The following is a 13,923-nucleotide window of genomic DNA, read 5'->3' as shown; positions in this document are numbered from 1 at the left end:
GTTCCGAAAGGATGATACGCATGAGAAAATACATTATTATCCTAATTGTTATAATTATAGCAGTGGGAGGTTTTTTCGTGAAGCGTCAATATGATAAACATAAAAACGAAGAAAAACTTGTGATTGAGGCGCAAGAGCACATGAAGAATTACTTAAAAAAAGACTATAAAAATGTACAGGAAGTTCATTTTTCAAAAGACTACAATATCGATCCGACAGGCGGAGTTGAAGTTTCAGGCTACATAAATAATAATAAAGAAAAAGAATTTTCCGGTATATATGATCCGACGAACAAGGAGATAGGTATTTCAGTGGTCAATGCCGAAGAAAGGTAAAATACCCACCTCAGGGATGAGTGGGTATTTATTTTGTTTAATTATCTTACAAAATTCGTGATATGTTTCTCATACAGTTCAAACCTATTCCTGAGACCAATCGCCTCTACCGTCTCATTTGTCGAGGTATCCCCGATATTAACGGTACAAATATCATGACAACTCAACGATAGGAAAAACGTCAGATCAGCATTTCACTCGCTTTAAGTTCCAATCTTAACTTGTCAGCAACAATCGCGATGAATTCTGAATTGGTTAGCTTTGCTTTTGACATGCTGAAAGTATATTCATATCAAGTTTTCAGTAGTTGTGTTCACTTAATCCATGAGGGGAAGTCAAAGAAGCACTGCAATATTAAGCTATCAAACATTTATGATGAACCAAATCCTATTGTAGGTTCCGACCGTTCGATGTATCCTCCGCATCTTCTTTTACAAAATAATATACTTCTTTTCTCGGATCATTTCCGAAAACAATATTCTCGCCGTCATTGATCGGGTCTTTTCCGATATCGGTTCCCGCAAAGGCGACGACCACGTTTTCGGGGTTTTTGATTTTATCCAGTTACCGTTACTCTTCACTGCTTGTACTAATACAACCGCATCAAGTCCGGTATCGTTGTCCGATTTTATTTGATCGACGTACCAGTAAGTAGGTTTTGAAATGGAAGAATTAATGCGTAAATAATCGTTCTTCTCTAATTTCCTTTTAAGATAGTCATAGTTATAAGAACGTTGACTCATCCTGTAATATGTTTCATCTGTCAGGTTTGAAGTCCTGATTTTCTTGCTCAAGATATAGCACCTTTCTTGTCATGTAAAATAAGGTAAGGAAAGGATGATTTTTTTTTTGAAAAAATACCTTATTATTGTACTAGTGTTAATTATAACTGTTGGAGGGCTGATTATGAAGCATCAATATGATGTCAAAAAGGAAGAAAATGCTCTTTTCGAAAAAGCCAAAAGTAAAATGACCGAATACTTGCGTAGCGAGTACAAGGGTATAGATAAAATTTCTTATGATGATTATTTTATTGATCCAACCGGCGGAATTACAGTTGAGGGGTATCTAAACGGCGATAAAACTAAGGAATTTGACGGTTTATATGATCCTGCAGGAGACAAAATAAGGAGCTCCTCTGTGGATGCGGAAGAAAAATCTTAAGACGCCTAAATGCACTGGATGTCACTGACCATTTTTTCCAGTCCGCGAGCTTCATCATAACTCATGGAACGGATGATTCTGTGAAAAAATACATTATTATCTTCATGGTTATCTTGATAGCAGCCGGAGGTTTTATAATGAAGAATAGTAATGATAAAAATGTTCAGGCTGAAGAGATAAAGATTGCTCAAGAACGAATGGAGAAATTTATCAAAGCGAACTACGACGGAATACATAACGTTACATTTAAAGATAAATACGAAACAGATCCAATTGGCGGGATAGAGGTATTTGGCTATTACAACGATGATACATCGAATAAATTCGATGGTATTTATGATAAGGCCAATGACAAGATCATGGGGCACTCAATAGACGCTGTAAGTAAGAAAGAATGCAGAGATAAAGATTGTGATTATTAATAAAGACGCTCGTCTGGTATGAGTATACACTAAACGAAAAAGACAAGGGGTCGGCATTTGCCGCCCTTGTCTTTTTTCATTGAACATTGGAAAACATAATCAGAAACAGCTCATTATTTGACAGTCCATTTTAACAGCGTTACAATTAAACGTGTAAATAGTTACATGTTTAAATAAACATAATATCTCGGGAGGTGATACGTCCTTGAATGAACCTTCTTTAAAAAAGTCATTTATGAGTCAGTGAACCGCATCATTGATCCCGAGCACGTGTATTTCCGTACTGTGCCTGTGTTTGAAACAAGCAGCGAGGCATATCAGCATCTGCAGGACCGGCTGTTTATCGGGGCTGCGGTCCGATTGCCGGATGACATTCGGTTAGATATTTATGAAGTTCAATAATAATATGGAGAGTGAGTCAACATGGAAAACTTTATCGGAAGCCATATGATTTACACGTATGAAAACGGCTGGGAGTATGAAATCTATATTAAAAATGATCATACGATCGACTATCGGATTCATAGCGGAATGGTAGGCGGCCGCTGGGTGCGCGACCAGGAAGTGAATATCGTCAAGCTGACAGAAGGCGTATACAAAGTGTCATGGACTGAACCGACAGGCACAGATGTTTCCTTAAACTTTATGCCGAATGAAAAACGGATGCACGGAATTATTTTCTTCCCGAAATGGGTGCATGAGCATCCGGAAATCACGGTGTGCTACCAAAATGATTACATTGACGTGATGAAAGAGTCACGTGAGAAATATGAAACGTACCCGAAATATGTCGTTCCCGAGTTTGCGGATATTACGTATCTCAACAATGCGGGAATCAATAACGAAACATTGATTTCAGAAGCGCCGTACGAAGGAATGACCGATGATATCCGTGCGGGAAAATTAAAATAAGAGAAAAAACCCGGCAGCTTGGCCGGGTTTTTTGTATCCTTTTACGACAGGGTTTTGGTCATGATAAAGTCGACTTGTTTATCATCCCCCATATAAAAAGAGTGTTCTCCGGTTTGGACAAACCCCATTTTTTGATAAAAGGCGATTGCATTTTCGTTTTTTTCCCATACGCCCAGCCAGATTTTCCTTTTATTGTGTGCTGTTGCGATTTTCATCGCTTCATTCAGCAGATATTTGCCAAGTCCGTGTTTCTGGTGGTTTTTTCTTATATAAATTCGCTCAATCTCAAGAGAATCTTCACCCATTTTTTCTGATTGTGCTTCGTTCATGTTGACTTTTACATACCCCGCAAGGTCATCATGATAATAAACAAAATAGAATTGAGAAGACAGATTGGATAATTCCTTTTTCAGCTGTTCAGAGCGGAATGCATTTTCCAAATAAGCTTTCATATTTTCTGGTGAATTTTGATCCTTAAATGTATCATTGAATGTTTCAATGCTTATCTCCCGGAGCTCTGTTATATCGTTAAGGCTGCACTTTTTTAATTGAATACTCATGGTCATACAGCTCCTTTCTTCATTTATCATATCAGCTGATTTTTTGTTGTATTTGCAATGAAAATACCGTATAGTAAACATACCGTAATTTTGTTGTATTTGCAACATAAAATAAGAAAATGAGGACGATAAAGTGAAATATGTTTTTTATGTTTTAGGAATCATGATCTTGACCTTTGGTATTTCTGTCACGATTCAATCAGATCTTGGAACGTCGCCTTTTGATGCGCTTATTGTGGGATTATCCGTCCATGCAGGGCTTACCGTGGGAAGCTGGGAAATCATCATCGCTTTCCTGTTAATTTGCTGTAATTCAATGTTAAAAAGACAAAGACCGGAATTTACAGGGATGATTACGGCGTTTATAACGGGAATCGGGATTGATATGTGGCTTTTTTTTCTGCACCGAATCATAACGCCTGAACCATGGTACGGAAAAGCGGGCTGTTTTGCAATCGGTTTAGTTGTGATAGGGATAGGAACCGCAACCTATCTGCACACAAATTTCGCACCGATCCCGGTTGATCGGTTAACGTTAATTGTCCGCGAATTAACCGGGAGAAGCATCTTTTTTTCAAGAACGGTCATTTACTTCATATTTTTCATACTGGCCGTGATGCTAAAAGGTCCGGTAGGCATCGGAACGTTATTAACCGTTTGTTTAGGAGGGGTCATTCTCCATTTCTTTATGCCGATTACCGGAAGATGGATAGACGGCATATTAACAGCATCTCCAAAGCAGGAAGAAACGAAAACCCGGTAACGGGGGTTTTTACCCGATTCTATCATTTTTCATTTCATCCGCATGTTCAAGGTATAATAAAAAAGGGGGAGGGATTTTTATGAGCGGTCAAAGAAAGCTCGTTTTTTACGGAGCTGTCAGCGCAGATGGCTACCTTGCGCGGGAAAATCACTCTTTAGATTGGTTAATCGGAACTGAAGGTGAAGACGGCACCGATTATGAAGCTTTCTATGAATCTGTCGATACGATCATCATGGGCAGAAAAACATACGAGGACATATTGGTTTTATTGCCTGAGGAATTTCCGTACAAAGGTAAAGAATGCTATGTGTTTTCGCGGACATTGACCGGGGGCACTGAACATGTGCGGTTTATTCATGAAGAGCCTGCCGATTTTATAAAAGCATTGAAACGCCGAGAAGGCAAGCGGATTTGGATTGTCGGCGGGAGTGATCTGCTGCACCCGGTTTTGGAGGAAAAACTTGTCGATGAGTTTATCATTCAGATCGCCCCCGTTCTGCTCGGCCGCGGAATTTCTTTGTTCAAACCCGGAGACCGGGAGACAGGGCTGAAGCTGACTGATGTCAGGCGCTATAAGCAATTTGCGGAGTTGCATTATGAAGTGAGATAAAATGAAGTGTATGAAAGAAACCCAGTAAAGGTTACCGGGTTTCTTTTTCATGTTTGTTTTTATGTTTTGAAATGGTGTGGGCCGGCCCGCATGAAAATCCTGCAACCATGATAACAACCCCTATCCACCTCACGGCATAGAAATCAGTGTCGCGCAGGAATATTAATGAAACTAAGGTCATAAGCGCCCCGATTATAACGGCAGCTGTGCCGATAATACTTGATTTCTCCATATAAAAACTCCTTTATGAATGTTTGGTTAACGTATTGGGTTAGAATATAACATATCAGGGTAATGCGGAAATGGATTTTCTGCGATGTCTGAAGTAAGATGAAAACGAAACGCCAAGGGAGCCGGCTCCCTTGGCGTTTTTTATGCTTGAAACAAGATGCGGCGTTTTGCTGAATCGGGATCACTTTCGACAGCGGTATCCGTGTTGAAAAGCAAAGTTTCGCGTGAATCGGTATCATATTCAGGCCAATTGAAGTGAGAGGTGTTCGGGTTTCCGGTTTTTGCAAAAGCGAGCCATGCGGATTGGATTTGTTTGGAAAGCTGTTCTGCGTCATCACCGAGCGGTTCTTGCAGCGTCTTTCTCAAAGAATCAAAGTTTCCGAACACAAACGGCAATTCCAGAGCGTGAACGGCTTTATGAAACGGCGGTGTTTCGCCATGCCAATCAAAGCGGTACATCCAGACCGGTGCGTGCTGCGACTGTCCTTGTGCGAAAGCGACAGCCGGCCGCCAGAAAATCAGATCCGTCATCATATCGATTTGTCCCTTTAATGAATGCGGATATAAATCTGCTGCTTGCTCGGTGCAGTTCTCTCCGAGGTAATAATGCAAATAATCTTGCTGCTTTTTCTCGGAATGAATGTCTGTATCAGGGGTGAAAAACAAATATGCTTCATCACGATTGGTTCCGATGATCATAGGTATGCCTTCTGCGGCCCCGTCTGCTATGGCTTTCACCGGTTCCGCAGGCAATGTGGCCGGATCGATGGCGGGCTGAAACAAAAGCTGAAAAATGTTTTGATCTAGTGAGCGCCGCACTTTATCCGCAGTCTTAAGCAGGTCATTAACGGAAAGCTCCTGCAATTGATCAGTGCCGGCTTCATGAATAAATGCCGCCGCGATGTCTTTTGCCATGTCCGCCGGGATCGTATGAGAGGCGCCGCTTTCTAAAATGGCTTTATGAAACAGGCCTTTTGCGTCAGGCATTGCCATAAGGGAGGCGATGCTCATGCCGCCTGCCGATTCACCAAATATCGTGACGTTATCCGGGTCTCCTCCAAATTCGGAGATATTGTCCCTCACCCAGCGCAGCGCGGCGATCTGATCGAGCAGCCCGATATTGGCGGAATACGCGTCATGAATAGAAGACAAATGTAAAAAGCCGAATGGTCCGAGCCTGTAATTGAGTGTCACTATAATGACATCTCCGTCAGCGGCAAGGGCAGATCCGTCGTAAAGCGGTTCGCTTCCGGCACCTAAATAAAATGCCCCGCCGTGTATCCATACCATGACAGGCTTTTTTTCGCCCTCTGAATCGGGGGCGAAAACATTGAGGTAAAGGCAATCTTCAGATTGAGGCGGTACATCTCCGGAAAACGATATAGACAGCATATCATCCGGCTGCGGACAAACCGGTCCGAACGAATCGGCATGTTTTACGCCGTCCCAAGGTGCGGGCGGCTCCGGCGCTTTAAATCTGAGCTCTCCGACGGGCGGCTTCGCGTACGGTATGCCCTTCCATATGCGGGCACCGCGGCCGGCAGTTCCTTTCAGTGCGCCGGAGCGGGTTTGAACGGTAAGTTTTGTCATGATTTCATCCCCTTTTTTCTTTTCATTATAAACAGAGATGAAGACATGAAGCGAATAAAAGCCTTTTCATCAGCATATCATCAGTAACGCTTCCGTTCTAAAAATGATCTGACTTCCTGAACGGACAAGCCGAGTTCTTTGGCTTCCTGCATCAGAGCTTTCCATTCCTCAATGTTGGATTCAGTCAGTTTTCTGTTGCGGTAGGGTGCGGGCTCCGGGCGTTTTTCAGTCAGTTTGTTCGTAAAGGTGAACAGTTCTTCTTTCGGCATGCCTGACTGCACGGCCTGCACAAGGTGGATGCGCCACTCATCTTCCGTGCCTCCCATGTGATGCAGCATCGTTTCGGCATCAAAAAGCTCCGTCAGATCGACCTGCAGGGTGGCAGATACCTTTTTCAGAAATTGGATGGATGGATTTGAGTGAACCCCCCGTTCTATCTTGCTTAAATAAGATTTAGAGACACCTGCTTCAACTGCTAGCTGATTAATAGAGTAGCCTTTTCTTCTGCGGTATAAACGAATTATTCTTCCAATCATTGTGCTGAATTCTCCCCTGTATACTGGCATTTTTTTGTTCATTATAAGAAATTTTTCGTTCTTTATAAAATTTAAAATTATAAGGTAAGTGCAGTAAATAAGAGGAAAATCATGATAATGTTCTTTAAAAAGAACTAAATGGCTTAATTTGAAATTTTCAAATTTCGACCTTTTCTTTTATAATCCAATCATTAACAGAAGGGGGCGTTTAAGCCTGATGCAATAAGGATGAGGCTGTAATTACATGAATGAGAATATGAGTTTTAAAGAATTATTTGACATTATTAAACACAGATTTTTACTGATTTTTATCATGACAGCAGTTGTAACGCTGGTGACGGGATACATCCAATTCCGGGTGATTTCGCCCGTTTATCAGTCATCGACCCAAATGCTCATTCATGAAACAAGCGGTGAAAAAAATTCGAATCTCAGCGACGTTCAGCTGAATCTTCATTACAACAATACGTTTCAAACGATAATGAAAAGCCCGGTAGTGCTTGAGAAAGTGAAGCAGACGCTGCATCTTTCTGAGACGGCATCCGCTTTAAAAGCAAAGATCACGACAAGCAGCGAAACCGATTCAGAGATCATTACCGTAGCGGTGCAGGACGAGAATCCGAAACAGGCCGCCGCTATAGCGAACACGCTGATGAAGACATTTAAAAAAGAAGTCCGTGACAGGATGAATATAAAAGGCGTCATTGTTTTGTCTGAGGCAAAAGCATCGGAAAGCCCGATGGTCAAGCCTTCGCGCATCAGGAATATCATGATGGCGTTCGGTGCGGCTCTCATGGCGGGTGTGACGCTTGCGTTTTTTCTCCATTTTCTTGATGAAACCGTTAAAAGCGAGCGGCAGCTCAGCGAAAAAACAGACTTGCCTGTTTTAGGGGTTGTGTATGACATCAAAAATCAGCAGACACGGTCTGATGAAAAACATTTCGGGGAGTGAGGCGTTTGGGATTCAGAAAAAAGAAATCAAGAAGGGGACTGGCTCAAATATCCGTTTTACATCACAAATCATTGGTGGCTGAACAATACCGCACCATTCGGACAAATATTGAGTTCTCCTCTGTTCAGACCCATTTGCGCTCTATTCTCGTCACTTCTTCCGTTCCGGGAGAAGGAAAATCATTCAGCGCCGCCAACCTTGCCGCGGTATTTGCGCAGCAGGAAAAAAAGGTGCTGCTCGTCGATGCGGATTTACGAAAACCGACGATACACGAGACCTATCAGCTTGAAAATGTACAAGGCCTTACGAATGTGTTAGTCGGAAACGCTTCCCTCGGCGAAACGGTGCAAAAAACGCTGATTGATAACCTTTACGTCTTAACGAGCGGGCCGACGCCGCCGAATCCGGCTGAGCTTTTATCTTCAAAGGCGATGGGAGAGCTGATTCAGGAGATGTACAGCCGGTACAGTCTGGTTATTTTCGATTCACCTCCGCTTTTGGCTGTGGCGGACGGACAGATTTTAGCGAACCAGACAGATGGAAGCGTTCTCGTCGTCTTGAGCGGAAAAACGAAAATGGATACCGTCCAAAAGGCGAGAGACGCTCTCCAGCAGTCAAAGGCAAAGCTTTTGGGGGCGCTGCTGAATAAAAAGAAAATCAAAAAATCGGAGCACTACTCGTATTGAGCGGTGCAGGTGATGTCTCCTTACCTTTATCAACGGAGGCACTCGGCTCTGCTGTGGGCGGCGTTTTTCGCCGCCTTAGATGCTGGTCGTCGGTGGCGGGGTGTGAGGACGGGTTAAATGCCCAATTTTATCTTAAGATGATGCATTGTTATCGGCTTAGCTGTTATGTCTGTTTTTACGAAAACCGTATCAGCTAAACCGATAAATGAGGAGGGGAAAGATTGACTTACCGGAGAAGACTTTCAATGATTTTTGCATTGGATACGTATCTCGTTTTACTTTCCGTTGTTATAGGATATCAATTTTTTGAGGATTCTTATCACTTTTATGACTCCGGAGCGTTGCTGCTGACTGCCGTGAGCATGCTGATCAGCCATCATGTATGCGCTTTTATGTTTCACCAGTATAAGCAGGTATGGACGTACACGGGAATAGGCGAGCTGCTTGCCTTGATGAAGGGGATCACGCTGTCAGCAGCCGTAACAGCGGCCGTCCAATACGGGGTGTTCCACACGATTTTGTTCCGGCTGTTGGCCGTCAGCTGGATGGTTCAGCTATTGTTCATCGGAGGAAGCCGGATGATTTCACGGGTGCTGAAAGAAACGATCGGCAGGAAGCAAAATGACTCTTCCCGGGCGCTGATCATCGGCGCAGGTTCGGGGGGGACGCTGCTCGTCCGTCAGCTTACCCAGAAAAACGATCTCGGAATCATGCCTGTGGCTTTTATTGATGATGATCAGACGAAGCATAAGCTCGAAATCATGGGCCTGCCCGTCATCGGCGGAAAAGAAAGCATTATGCCGGCGGTGCAGAGGCTGAGAATCCACCATATTATCATTGCCATTCCGTCTCTTTGCACCCATGAGCTTCAGACGTTATACAAAGAATGTGTGCAGACGGGCGCCCATATTAAAATCATGCCGCAATTTGATGAGATCCTGCTCGGAACGCAGGCTGCCGGACACATCAGAGATGTAAAAGCCGAAGATCTGCTCGGCAGAAAGCCGGTCACCCTTGATACGAGCAAAATTTCTGACAGCATCAAGGGAAAAACGATTCTGGTCACAGGCGCCGGCGGCTCAATCGGTTCTGAGATCTGCCGCCAGATCAGCGCGTTTCTTCCGCGGGAAATCGTCCTTCTCGGCCACGGGGAGAACAGCATTCATTCCGTACATACCGAGCTGTCCGCACGCTTCGGCAAAGAGGTCCTCTTTCACGCGGAGATCGCCGATATTCAGGACAGAGATAAAATCTTTACTTTGATGAAAAAATACGAGCCGCACGTCGTCTATCATGCGGCTGCCCATAAACATGTGCCGTTAATGGAACATAATCCGGAAGAAGCCGTTAAAAACAACATTATCGGCACGAAAAATGTCGCCGAAGCCGCCGACATGTGCGGAACGGAAACATTCGTGCTGATTTCTTCTGACAAAGCGGTCAATCCGGCCAATGTCATGGGCGCGACGAAACGGTTTGCGGAAATGGTCATCATGAACCTCGGAAAGGTCAGCCGCACCAAATTCGCCGCCGTCCGTTTCGGAAATGTGCTCGGAAGCCGCGGCAGCGTCATTCCGATTTTCAAAAAGCAGATTGAAAAAGGCGGACCCGTCACCGTCACGCATCCGGCGATGACAAGATATTTTATGACGATTCCCGAAGCGTCAAGACTCGTCATTCAGGCCGGGGCGCTTGCAAAAGGGCGGCAGATTTTCGTTCTGGATATGGGAGAACCCGTCAAAATCGTCGATCTGGCAAAAAACCTGATTCATTTATCAGGCTATACGACAGAACAGATTCCCATCGAATTCTCCGGCATCCGCCCGGGAGAAAAGATGTATGAAGAATTGCTGAATCATAATGAAGTACATACGGAGCAGATTTTTCCGAAAATCCATATCGGGAAAGCGGTGGACGGGAATTGGGCCGTGCTCATCCGTTTTATGGAGGAATTCAGCCGTCTGCCTGAAGAAGAGCTGAGAAAAAGGCTGTTTGAGGCGATCGAATCAGTACATGAAGAAGCGGCCGCAGGCGTGTGATGGGAGGACAGAAAGATGACGAAAAAAGTATTATTCTGCGCCACTGTCGATTATCATTTTAAAGCCTTTCATCTTCCGTATTTTCAATGGTTTCAGGATATGGGCTGGGAGGTGCACGTCGCGGCAGGCGGCAATATGAATCTTCCGTTCGTTGATGAAAAGTTTTCCATTCCGATCCGTCGCTCGCCGTTTCATCCCGAAAATCTTTCTGTTTACAGGCGGCTGAAACGGCTCATTCAGGACAACGGCTACGACATGATTCACTGTCATACGCCGGTCGGCGGCGTGCTCGCACGCCTTGCGGCGAGACAAGCGCGCCAAAAAGGGACAAAGGTGCTGTACACCGCGCACGGCTTTCACTTCTGCGACGGAGCGCCCCTGAAAAACTGGCTTCTTTATTACCCGATCGAAAAATTTCTTTCTTCTTACACGGATTGTTTAATTACGATTAATGAAGAGGATTACGAACGGGCCAAGCAAATGAAAAAAACAGCTTGCGGCGCGAAAAAAATACACGGCATCGGGGTGAATACAGACAGATTTCGCCCTGTGAGCCGGGAAGAGAGTGAACGTCTGAGAGAAAAACACGGCTTCGGCGCCGGGGAATTTATTCTCGTATACCCCGCTGAATTAAACGGTAATAAAAACCAGGGACTTCTCATTGAGACTGCGGCACTGCTGAAGAACCGCATCCCGGAGCTGAAACTCGTATTTGCCGGAGAAGGCGCGATGGAAGAGCCGTACAGAAAAAAGGCTGAATCACTCGGTGTACCCGACATGGTGCGGTTTTACGGTTTTTGCCGCGATATTCATGAACTGATTCAGCTTGCTGATCTGTCTGTCGCCTCAAGCATCCGCGAAGGGCTCGGCATGAACCTGCTTGAAGGAATGGCTGCCGAAAAGCCGGCCGTTGCCGCGGACAACAGGGGGCACCGTGAGATCATCGAAGACGGCGTGAACGGTTTTCTCGTGCCGGCCGGGGACAGCGCGGCATTTGCCGATCGGATTGAAAAGCTGTACCGCTCCCCGTGTCTGCGAAAAGCAATGGGACAAGAAGGGCGCAGGACGGCGGAATGTTTTTCGGAAACACGTACGGTAAAGGAAATGGCGCACATTTACGCCGGTTATATGGATAAAAAGGAGAAAAGCGTATGAATGCAGGAGCACAACCGAAAATTTCCGTCATCATGGGAATTTATAATTGCGAAGAGACTTTAGCGGAGAGTATTGAATCCATCCTGAGCCAATCTTATAAGAATTGGGAACTGATTATGTGTGATGACGCGTCAACTGACGGAACGTATCAGATTGCGCGCCGTTACGCGGATCATTACGGCGACCGGATTACGCTGATTCAAAATAAGACAAATCAACGGCTTGCCGCTTCGCTGAACCGCTGTCTGACATACGCAACGGGGGATTATATCGCCAGGCAGGACGGTGATGACATCTCCAACCCGAGGAGACTGGAAAAACAGGCCGCTTTCTTAAACAAGCACGCCCACTATCAAGTCGTAGGCACGGGGATGCTCGTATTTGACGAATTCGGCGTAAGGGGCGCCCGGCTTTTGCCGCCCGTGCCGAAACCGGGAATTATGGCGAAAGGCACACCGTTCTGCCACGGCACCGTTATGATGCGGGCCGAAGCGTACAAAGCGCTTGGCGGCTACCGGTCAGTCAGGCGGACGCGGCGGATGGAGGATATCGATTTGTGGCTGCGCTTTTTTGAAGCGGGTTTCCGGGGGTACAATCTCCAAGAAACGCTGTATAAAGTAAGAGAGGACAGTGATGCGTTTAAAAGGAGATCGTTTACGTATTCCATTGATAACGCGGTCCTCGTTTTTCAGGCATGCAGACGGCTGAAGCTGCCGCTTTCCCATTACGCGTATATCGCAAAGCCGCTCATCCGCGCCATTACGCCGCCCGCGGTCATGAACCGTTATCATAAAAACAGGGACATCCGCCAAAAAGAAGGGCTTGCCGAACATGACTGACAAACCGATGCGGGTGCTGCACATCTTCAGCGGGATGAACAGGGGCGGCGCAGAAACGATGATGATGAATTTGTACCGGAAGATGGACAGAACGAAGGTGCAGTTTGATTTTTTAACCCATAGGAACGATCCGTGCGCTTATGATGAGGAAATTCTCGCTCTCGGCGGACGGCTTTTTTATGTGCCGAGCATCGGCAGCACAAACCCGATTACATTTGTGAAACAGGTCAAGCGGGTGATTCAGGAAAAAGGCCCGTTTGCCGCCGTGCACGCCCATACCGATTTTCAGTCGGGATTCATCGCGCTTGCCGCTCGTTTAGCCGGCGTCCCGGTGCGGATCTGCCATTCGCACAGTACGTCGTGGCGGGGGCGGGCGTCGCGGCTTGCCGGGATGCAGCTGTTAGTTTTCAGACGGCTGATCACGGCAAACGCCACGGCACTGTGCGCCTGCGGGGAAGACGCGGGCCGTTTCTTATTCGGGAAAGAAAAAGACGTGCATCTTTTGCCGAACGGCATTGATCTCGGCTTATTTGCCGGCGGGTGCGCGGACACAGAAGCTGAAAAAAGGAAGCGGGGCATTGCAGGCGGCCGTTTGGTGATCGGCCATATCGGCCGCTTTACAGAAGAAAAAAACCACGAATTTCTGCTCCGGCTGGCCGCTGATATGAAAGAGCGGGGCATCGGTTTACAGCTGATTCTCGCCGGAGACGGTCCGCTTCGCACCGACATGGAAAATCTGGCGGCGAAGCTGGGGCTTGATGATGATGTGCGTTTTATCGGCATAGAAGACCGCGTTCATGCCCTGCTGAAAACGCTGGATGTATTTGTCATGCCGTCTCTTTATGAAGGGCTGCCCGTCACGCTCGTTGAAGCGCAGGCCTCCGGGGTGCCGTGCGTGATATCAGACGGCATAACGGAAGAAGCCGATGCCGGGCTCGGGCTGGTCAAAAGGCTCAGCCTCAAAGAACCGCCCGGACAATGGGCATCCGCGGTATTACGGGCAGCAGAGGCGGCAAAGCCTGACGGGGAGCGCATTAAAGAAACCCTCAGACGGCAGGGATATGACGCGGGAGAAAATGCGGGGGCTGTTATGAAGCTTTACAATATGAATTGGAAAAAGGAACAGTAA

General features: G+C 46.0%; 17 protein-coding genes and 2 pseudogenes. 13 read left to right on the top strand and 6 right to left on the bottom strand.

All coding sequences use genetic code 11. The annotated features are described in order from the left end of the window. Nucleotides 1-20: 20 nt before the first annotated feature. Nucleotides 21-335: a DUF1433 domain-containing protein gene (locus NYE28_RS18065; protein WP_012118522.1), complete on the top strand. Its 315-nt coding sequence runs from the start codon at nt 21-23 to the stop codon at nt 333-335. Between the two features lie 181 nt (nt 336-516). Here NYE28_RS18065 and NYE28_RS18060 read toward each other — a convergent pair. Beyond that, nucleotides 517-639 (bottom strand): annotated as a pseudogene (locus tag NYE28_RS18060) (sporulation transcription factor Spo0A); the annotation flags it as partial. Nucleotides 640-724: 85 nt separating this feature from the next. Then, nucleotides 725-1,078: pseudogene (locus tag NYE28_RS18055) on the bottom strand (lipase); the annotation flags it as partial. 106 nt (nt 1,079-1,184) lie between these two features. Between NYE28_RS18055 and NYE28_RS18050 the strand changes: the two are divergent. From NYE28_RS18050 to NYE28_RS18035, 4 genes are all read left to right on the top strand, one after another. Then, complete coding sequence (locus tag NYE28_RS18050; protein ID WP_015240645.1) at nt 1,185-1,499, top strand: DUF1433 domain-containing protein; 315 nt, start codon at nt 1,185-1,187, stop codon at nt 1,497-1,499. Between the two features lie 137 nt (nt 1,500-1,636). Continuing rightward, nucleotides 1,637-1,921, top strand: coding sequence for a DUF1433 domain-containing protein (locus tag NYE28_RS18045; protein ID WP_342490200.1), 285 nt, complete (start codon nt 1,637-1,639; stop codon nt 1,919-1,921). Between the two features lie 243 nt (nt 1,922-2,164). Continuing rightward, entirely contained in the window at nt 2,165-2,323 is a 159-nt protein-coding gene (locus NYE28_RS18040; RefSeq protein WP_007407401.1) for a DUF3237 family protein, read from the top strand. 21 nt (nt 2,324-2,344) lie between these two features. Then, entirely contained in the window at nt 2,345-2,833 is a 489-nt protein-coding gene (locus tag NYE28_RS18035) for a phenolic acid decarboxylase (protein WP_014305882.1), read from the top strand. 41 nt (nt 2,834-2,874) lie between these two features. Here NYE28_RS18035 and NYE28_RS18030 read toward each other — a convergent pair whose 3' ends face one another. Beyond that, nucleotides 2,875-3,393 (bottom strand): GNAT family N-acetyltransferase, encoded by a 519-nt coding sequence (locus NYE28_RS18030; protein ID WP_337681164.1) that lies wholly within the window; start codon nt 3,391-3,393, stop codon nt 2,875-2,877. A gap of 133 nt (nt 3,394-3,526) precedes the next feature. Here NYE28_RS18030 and NYE28_RS18025 point away from each other — a divergent pair, with 133 nt between their 5' ends. Together NYE28_RS18025 and NYE28_RS18020 are read left to right on the top strand one after the other, a co-directional pair. Beyond that, entirely contained in the window at nt 3,527-4,156 is a 630-nt protein-coding gene (locus tag NYE28_RS18025; protein WP_094032512.1) for a YitT family protein, read from the top strand. 79 nt (nt 4,157-4,235) lie between these two features. Next, the gene (locus NYE28_RS18020; RefSeq protein ID WP_015240641.1) at nt 4,236-4,766 is read left to right on the top strand and encodes a dihydrofolate reductase family protein; all 531 of its coding nucleotides are present in this window, start codon (nt 4,236-4,238) and stop codon (nt 4,764-4,766) included. A gap of 31 nt (nt 4,767-4,797) precedes the next feature. Here the strand turns inward: NYE28_RS18020 and NYE28_RS18015 are convergent, their stop codons facing one another. The 3 genes from NYE28_RS18015 to NYE28_RS18005 form a co-directional block, all read right to left on the bottom strand. Further along, the gene (locus tag NYE28_RS18015; RefSeq protein ID WP_069007621.1) at nt 4,798-4,998 is read right to left on the bottom strand and encodes a hypothetical protein; all 201 of its coding nucleotides are present in this window, start codon (nt 4,996-4,998) and stop codon (nt 4,798-4,800) included. A gap of 140 nt (nt 4,999-5,138) precedes the next feature. Continuing rightward, nucleotides 5,139-6,587, bottom strand: a complete 1,449-nt coding sequence (locus tag NYE28_RS18010) for a carboxylesterase/lipase family protein (protein WP_069007622.1) — start codon at nt 6,585-6,587, stop codon at nt 5,139-5,141. Between the two features lie 80 nt (nt 6,588-6,667). Further along, nucleotides 6,668-7,123, bottom strand: a complete 456-nt coding sequence (locus NYE28_RS18005; RefSeq protein WP_003151541.1) for a helix-turn-helix domain-containing protein — start codon at nt 7,121-7,123, stop codon at nt 6,668-6,670. A 244-nt stretch (nt 7,124-7,367) separates the two neighbouring features. Between NYE28_RS18005 and NYE28_RS18000 the strand changes: the two genes are divergently transcribed. The 6 genes from NYE28_RS18000 to NYE28_RS17975 all read left to right on the top strand — a co-directional run bounded on the left by NYE28_RS18000 (nt 7,368) and on the right by NYE28_RS17975 (nt 13,923). Then, nucleotides 7,368-8,075 (top strand): Wzz/FepE/Etk N-terminal domain-containing protein, encoded by a 708-nt coding sequence (locus tag NYE28_RS18000; RefSeq protein ID WP_132105792.1) that lies wholly within the window; start codon nt 7,368-7,370, stop codon nt 8,073-8,075. Nucleotides 8,076-8,080: 5 nt separating this feature from the next. Continuing rightward, a complete protein-coding gene (locus NYE28_RS17995) occupies nt 8,081-8,761 on the top strand; it encodes a CpsD/CapB family tyrosine-protein kinase (protein WP_342490199.1) in 681 nt (226 codons plus the stop codon). A gap of 221 nt (nt 8,762-8,982) precedes the next feature. After that, nucleotides 8,983-10,800, top strand: a complete 1,818-nt coding sequence (locus NYE28_RS17990) for a nucleoside-diphosphate sugar epimerase/dehydratase (RefSeq protein WP_172645820.1) — start codon at nt 8,983-8,985, stop codon at nt 10,798-10,800. Between the two features lie 15 nt (nt 10,801-10,815). Then, nucleotides 10,816-11,955, top strand: a complete 1,140-nt coding sequence (locus NYE28_RS17985) for a glycosyltransferase family 4 protein (RefSeq protein WP_160242321.1) — start codon at nt 10,816-10,818, stop codon at nt 11,953-11,955. Then, nucleotides 11,952-12,794, top strand: coding sequence for a glycosyltransferase (locus NYE28_RS17980; protein WP_020954328.1), 843 nt, complete (start codon nt 11,952-11,954; stop codon nt 12,792-12,794). Before NYE28_RS17985 ends, NYE28_RS17980 begins: the two co-directional genes overlap by 4 nt. Beyond that, nucleotides 12,787-13,923: a glycosyltransferase family 1 protein gene (locus NYE28_RS17975; protein ID WP_327975722.1), complete on the top strand. Its 1,137-nt coding sequence runs from the start codon at nt 12,787-12,789 to the stop codon at nt 13,921-13,923. The genes NYE28_RS17980 and NYE28_RS17975 overlap by 8 nt, the downstream gene beginning before the upstream one ends.

Origin of the sequence: Bacillus sp. FSL R5-0443 (assembly GCF_038608285.1) — a bacterium.
In the GTDB taxonomy this organism is placed as follows: domain Bacteria; phylum Bacillota; class Bacilli; order Bacillales; family Bacillaceae; genus Bacillus; species Bacillus velezensis.
The sequence above is the reverse complement of the archived record's forward strand: the minus strand, read 5'-3'. Positions and strand labels throughout refer to the sequence as shown.

Bases quoted from the DNA above. Each gene is read 5' to 3' on its own strand.
- NYE28_RS18065 (WP_012118522.1), top strand. From the start codon at position 21: ATGAGAAAATACATTATTATCCTAATTGTTATAATTATAGCAGTGGGA.
- NYE28_RS18045 (WP_342490200.1), top strand. From the start codon at position 1,637: ATGAAGAATAGTAATGATAAAAATGTTCAGGCTGAAGAGATAAAGATT.
- NYE28_RS18035 (WP_014305882.1), top strand. From the start codon at position 2,345: ATGGAAAACTTTATCGGAAGCCATATGATTTACACGTATGAAAACGGC.
- NYE28_RS18030 (WP_337681164.1), bottom strand. From the start codon at position 3,393: ATGAGTATTCAATTAAAAAAGTGCAGCCTTAACGATATAACAGAGCTC.
- NYE28_RS18020 (WP_015240641.1), top strand. From the start codon at position 4,236: ATGAGCGGTCAAAGAAAGCTCGTTTTTTACGGAGCTGTCAGCGCAGAT.
- NYE28_RS18015 (WP_069007621.1), bottom strand. From the start codon at position 4,998: ATGGAGAAATCAAGTATTATCGGCACAGCTGCCGTTATAATCGGGGCG.
- NYE28_RS18010 (WP_069007622.1), bottom strand. From the start codon at position 6,587: ATGACAAAACTTACCGTTCAAACCCGCTCCGGCGCACTGAAAGGAACT.
- NYE28_RS18005 (WP_003151541.1), bottom strand. From the start codon at position 7,123: ATGATTGGAAGAATAATTCGTTTATACCGCAGAAGAAAAGGCTACTCT.
- NYE28_RS18000 (WP_132105792.1), top strand. From the start codon at position 7,368: ATGAATGAGAATATGAGTTTTAAAGAATTATTTGACATTATTAAACAC.
- NYE28_RS17985 (WP_160242321.1), top strand. From the start codon at position 10,816: ATGACGAAAAAAGTATTATTCTGCGCCACTGTCGATTATCATTTTAAA.
- NYE28_RS17980 (WP_020954328.1), top strand. From the start codon at position 11,952: ATGAATGCAGGAGCACAACCGAAAATTTCCGTCATCATGGGAATTTAT.
- NYE28_RS17975 (WP_327975722.1), top strand. From the start codon at position 12,787: ATGACTGACAAACCGATGCGGGTGCTGCACATCTTCAGCGGGATGAAC.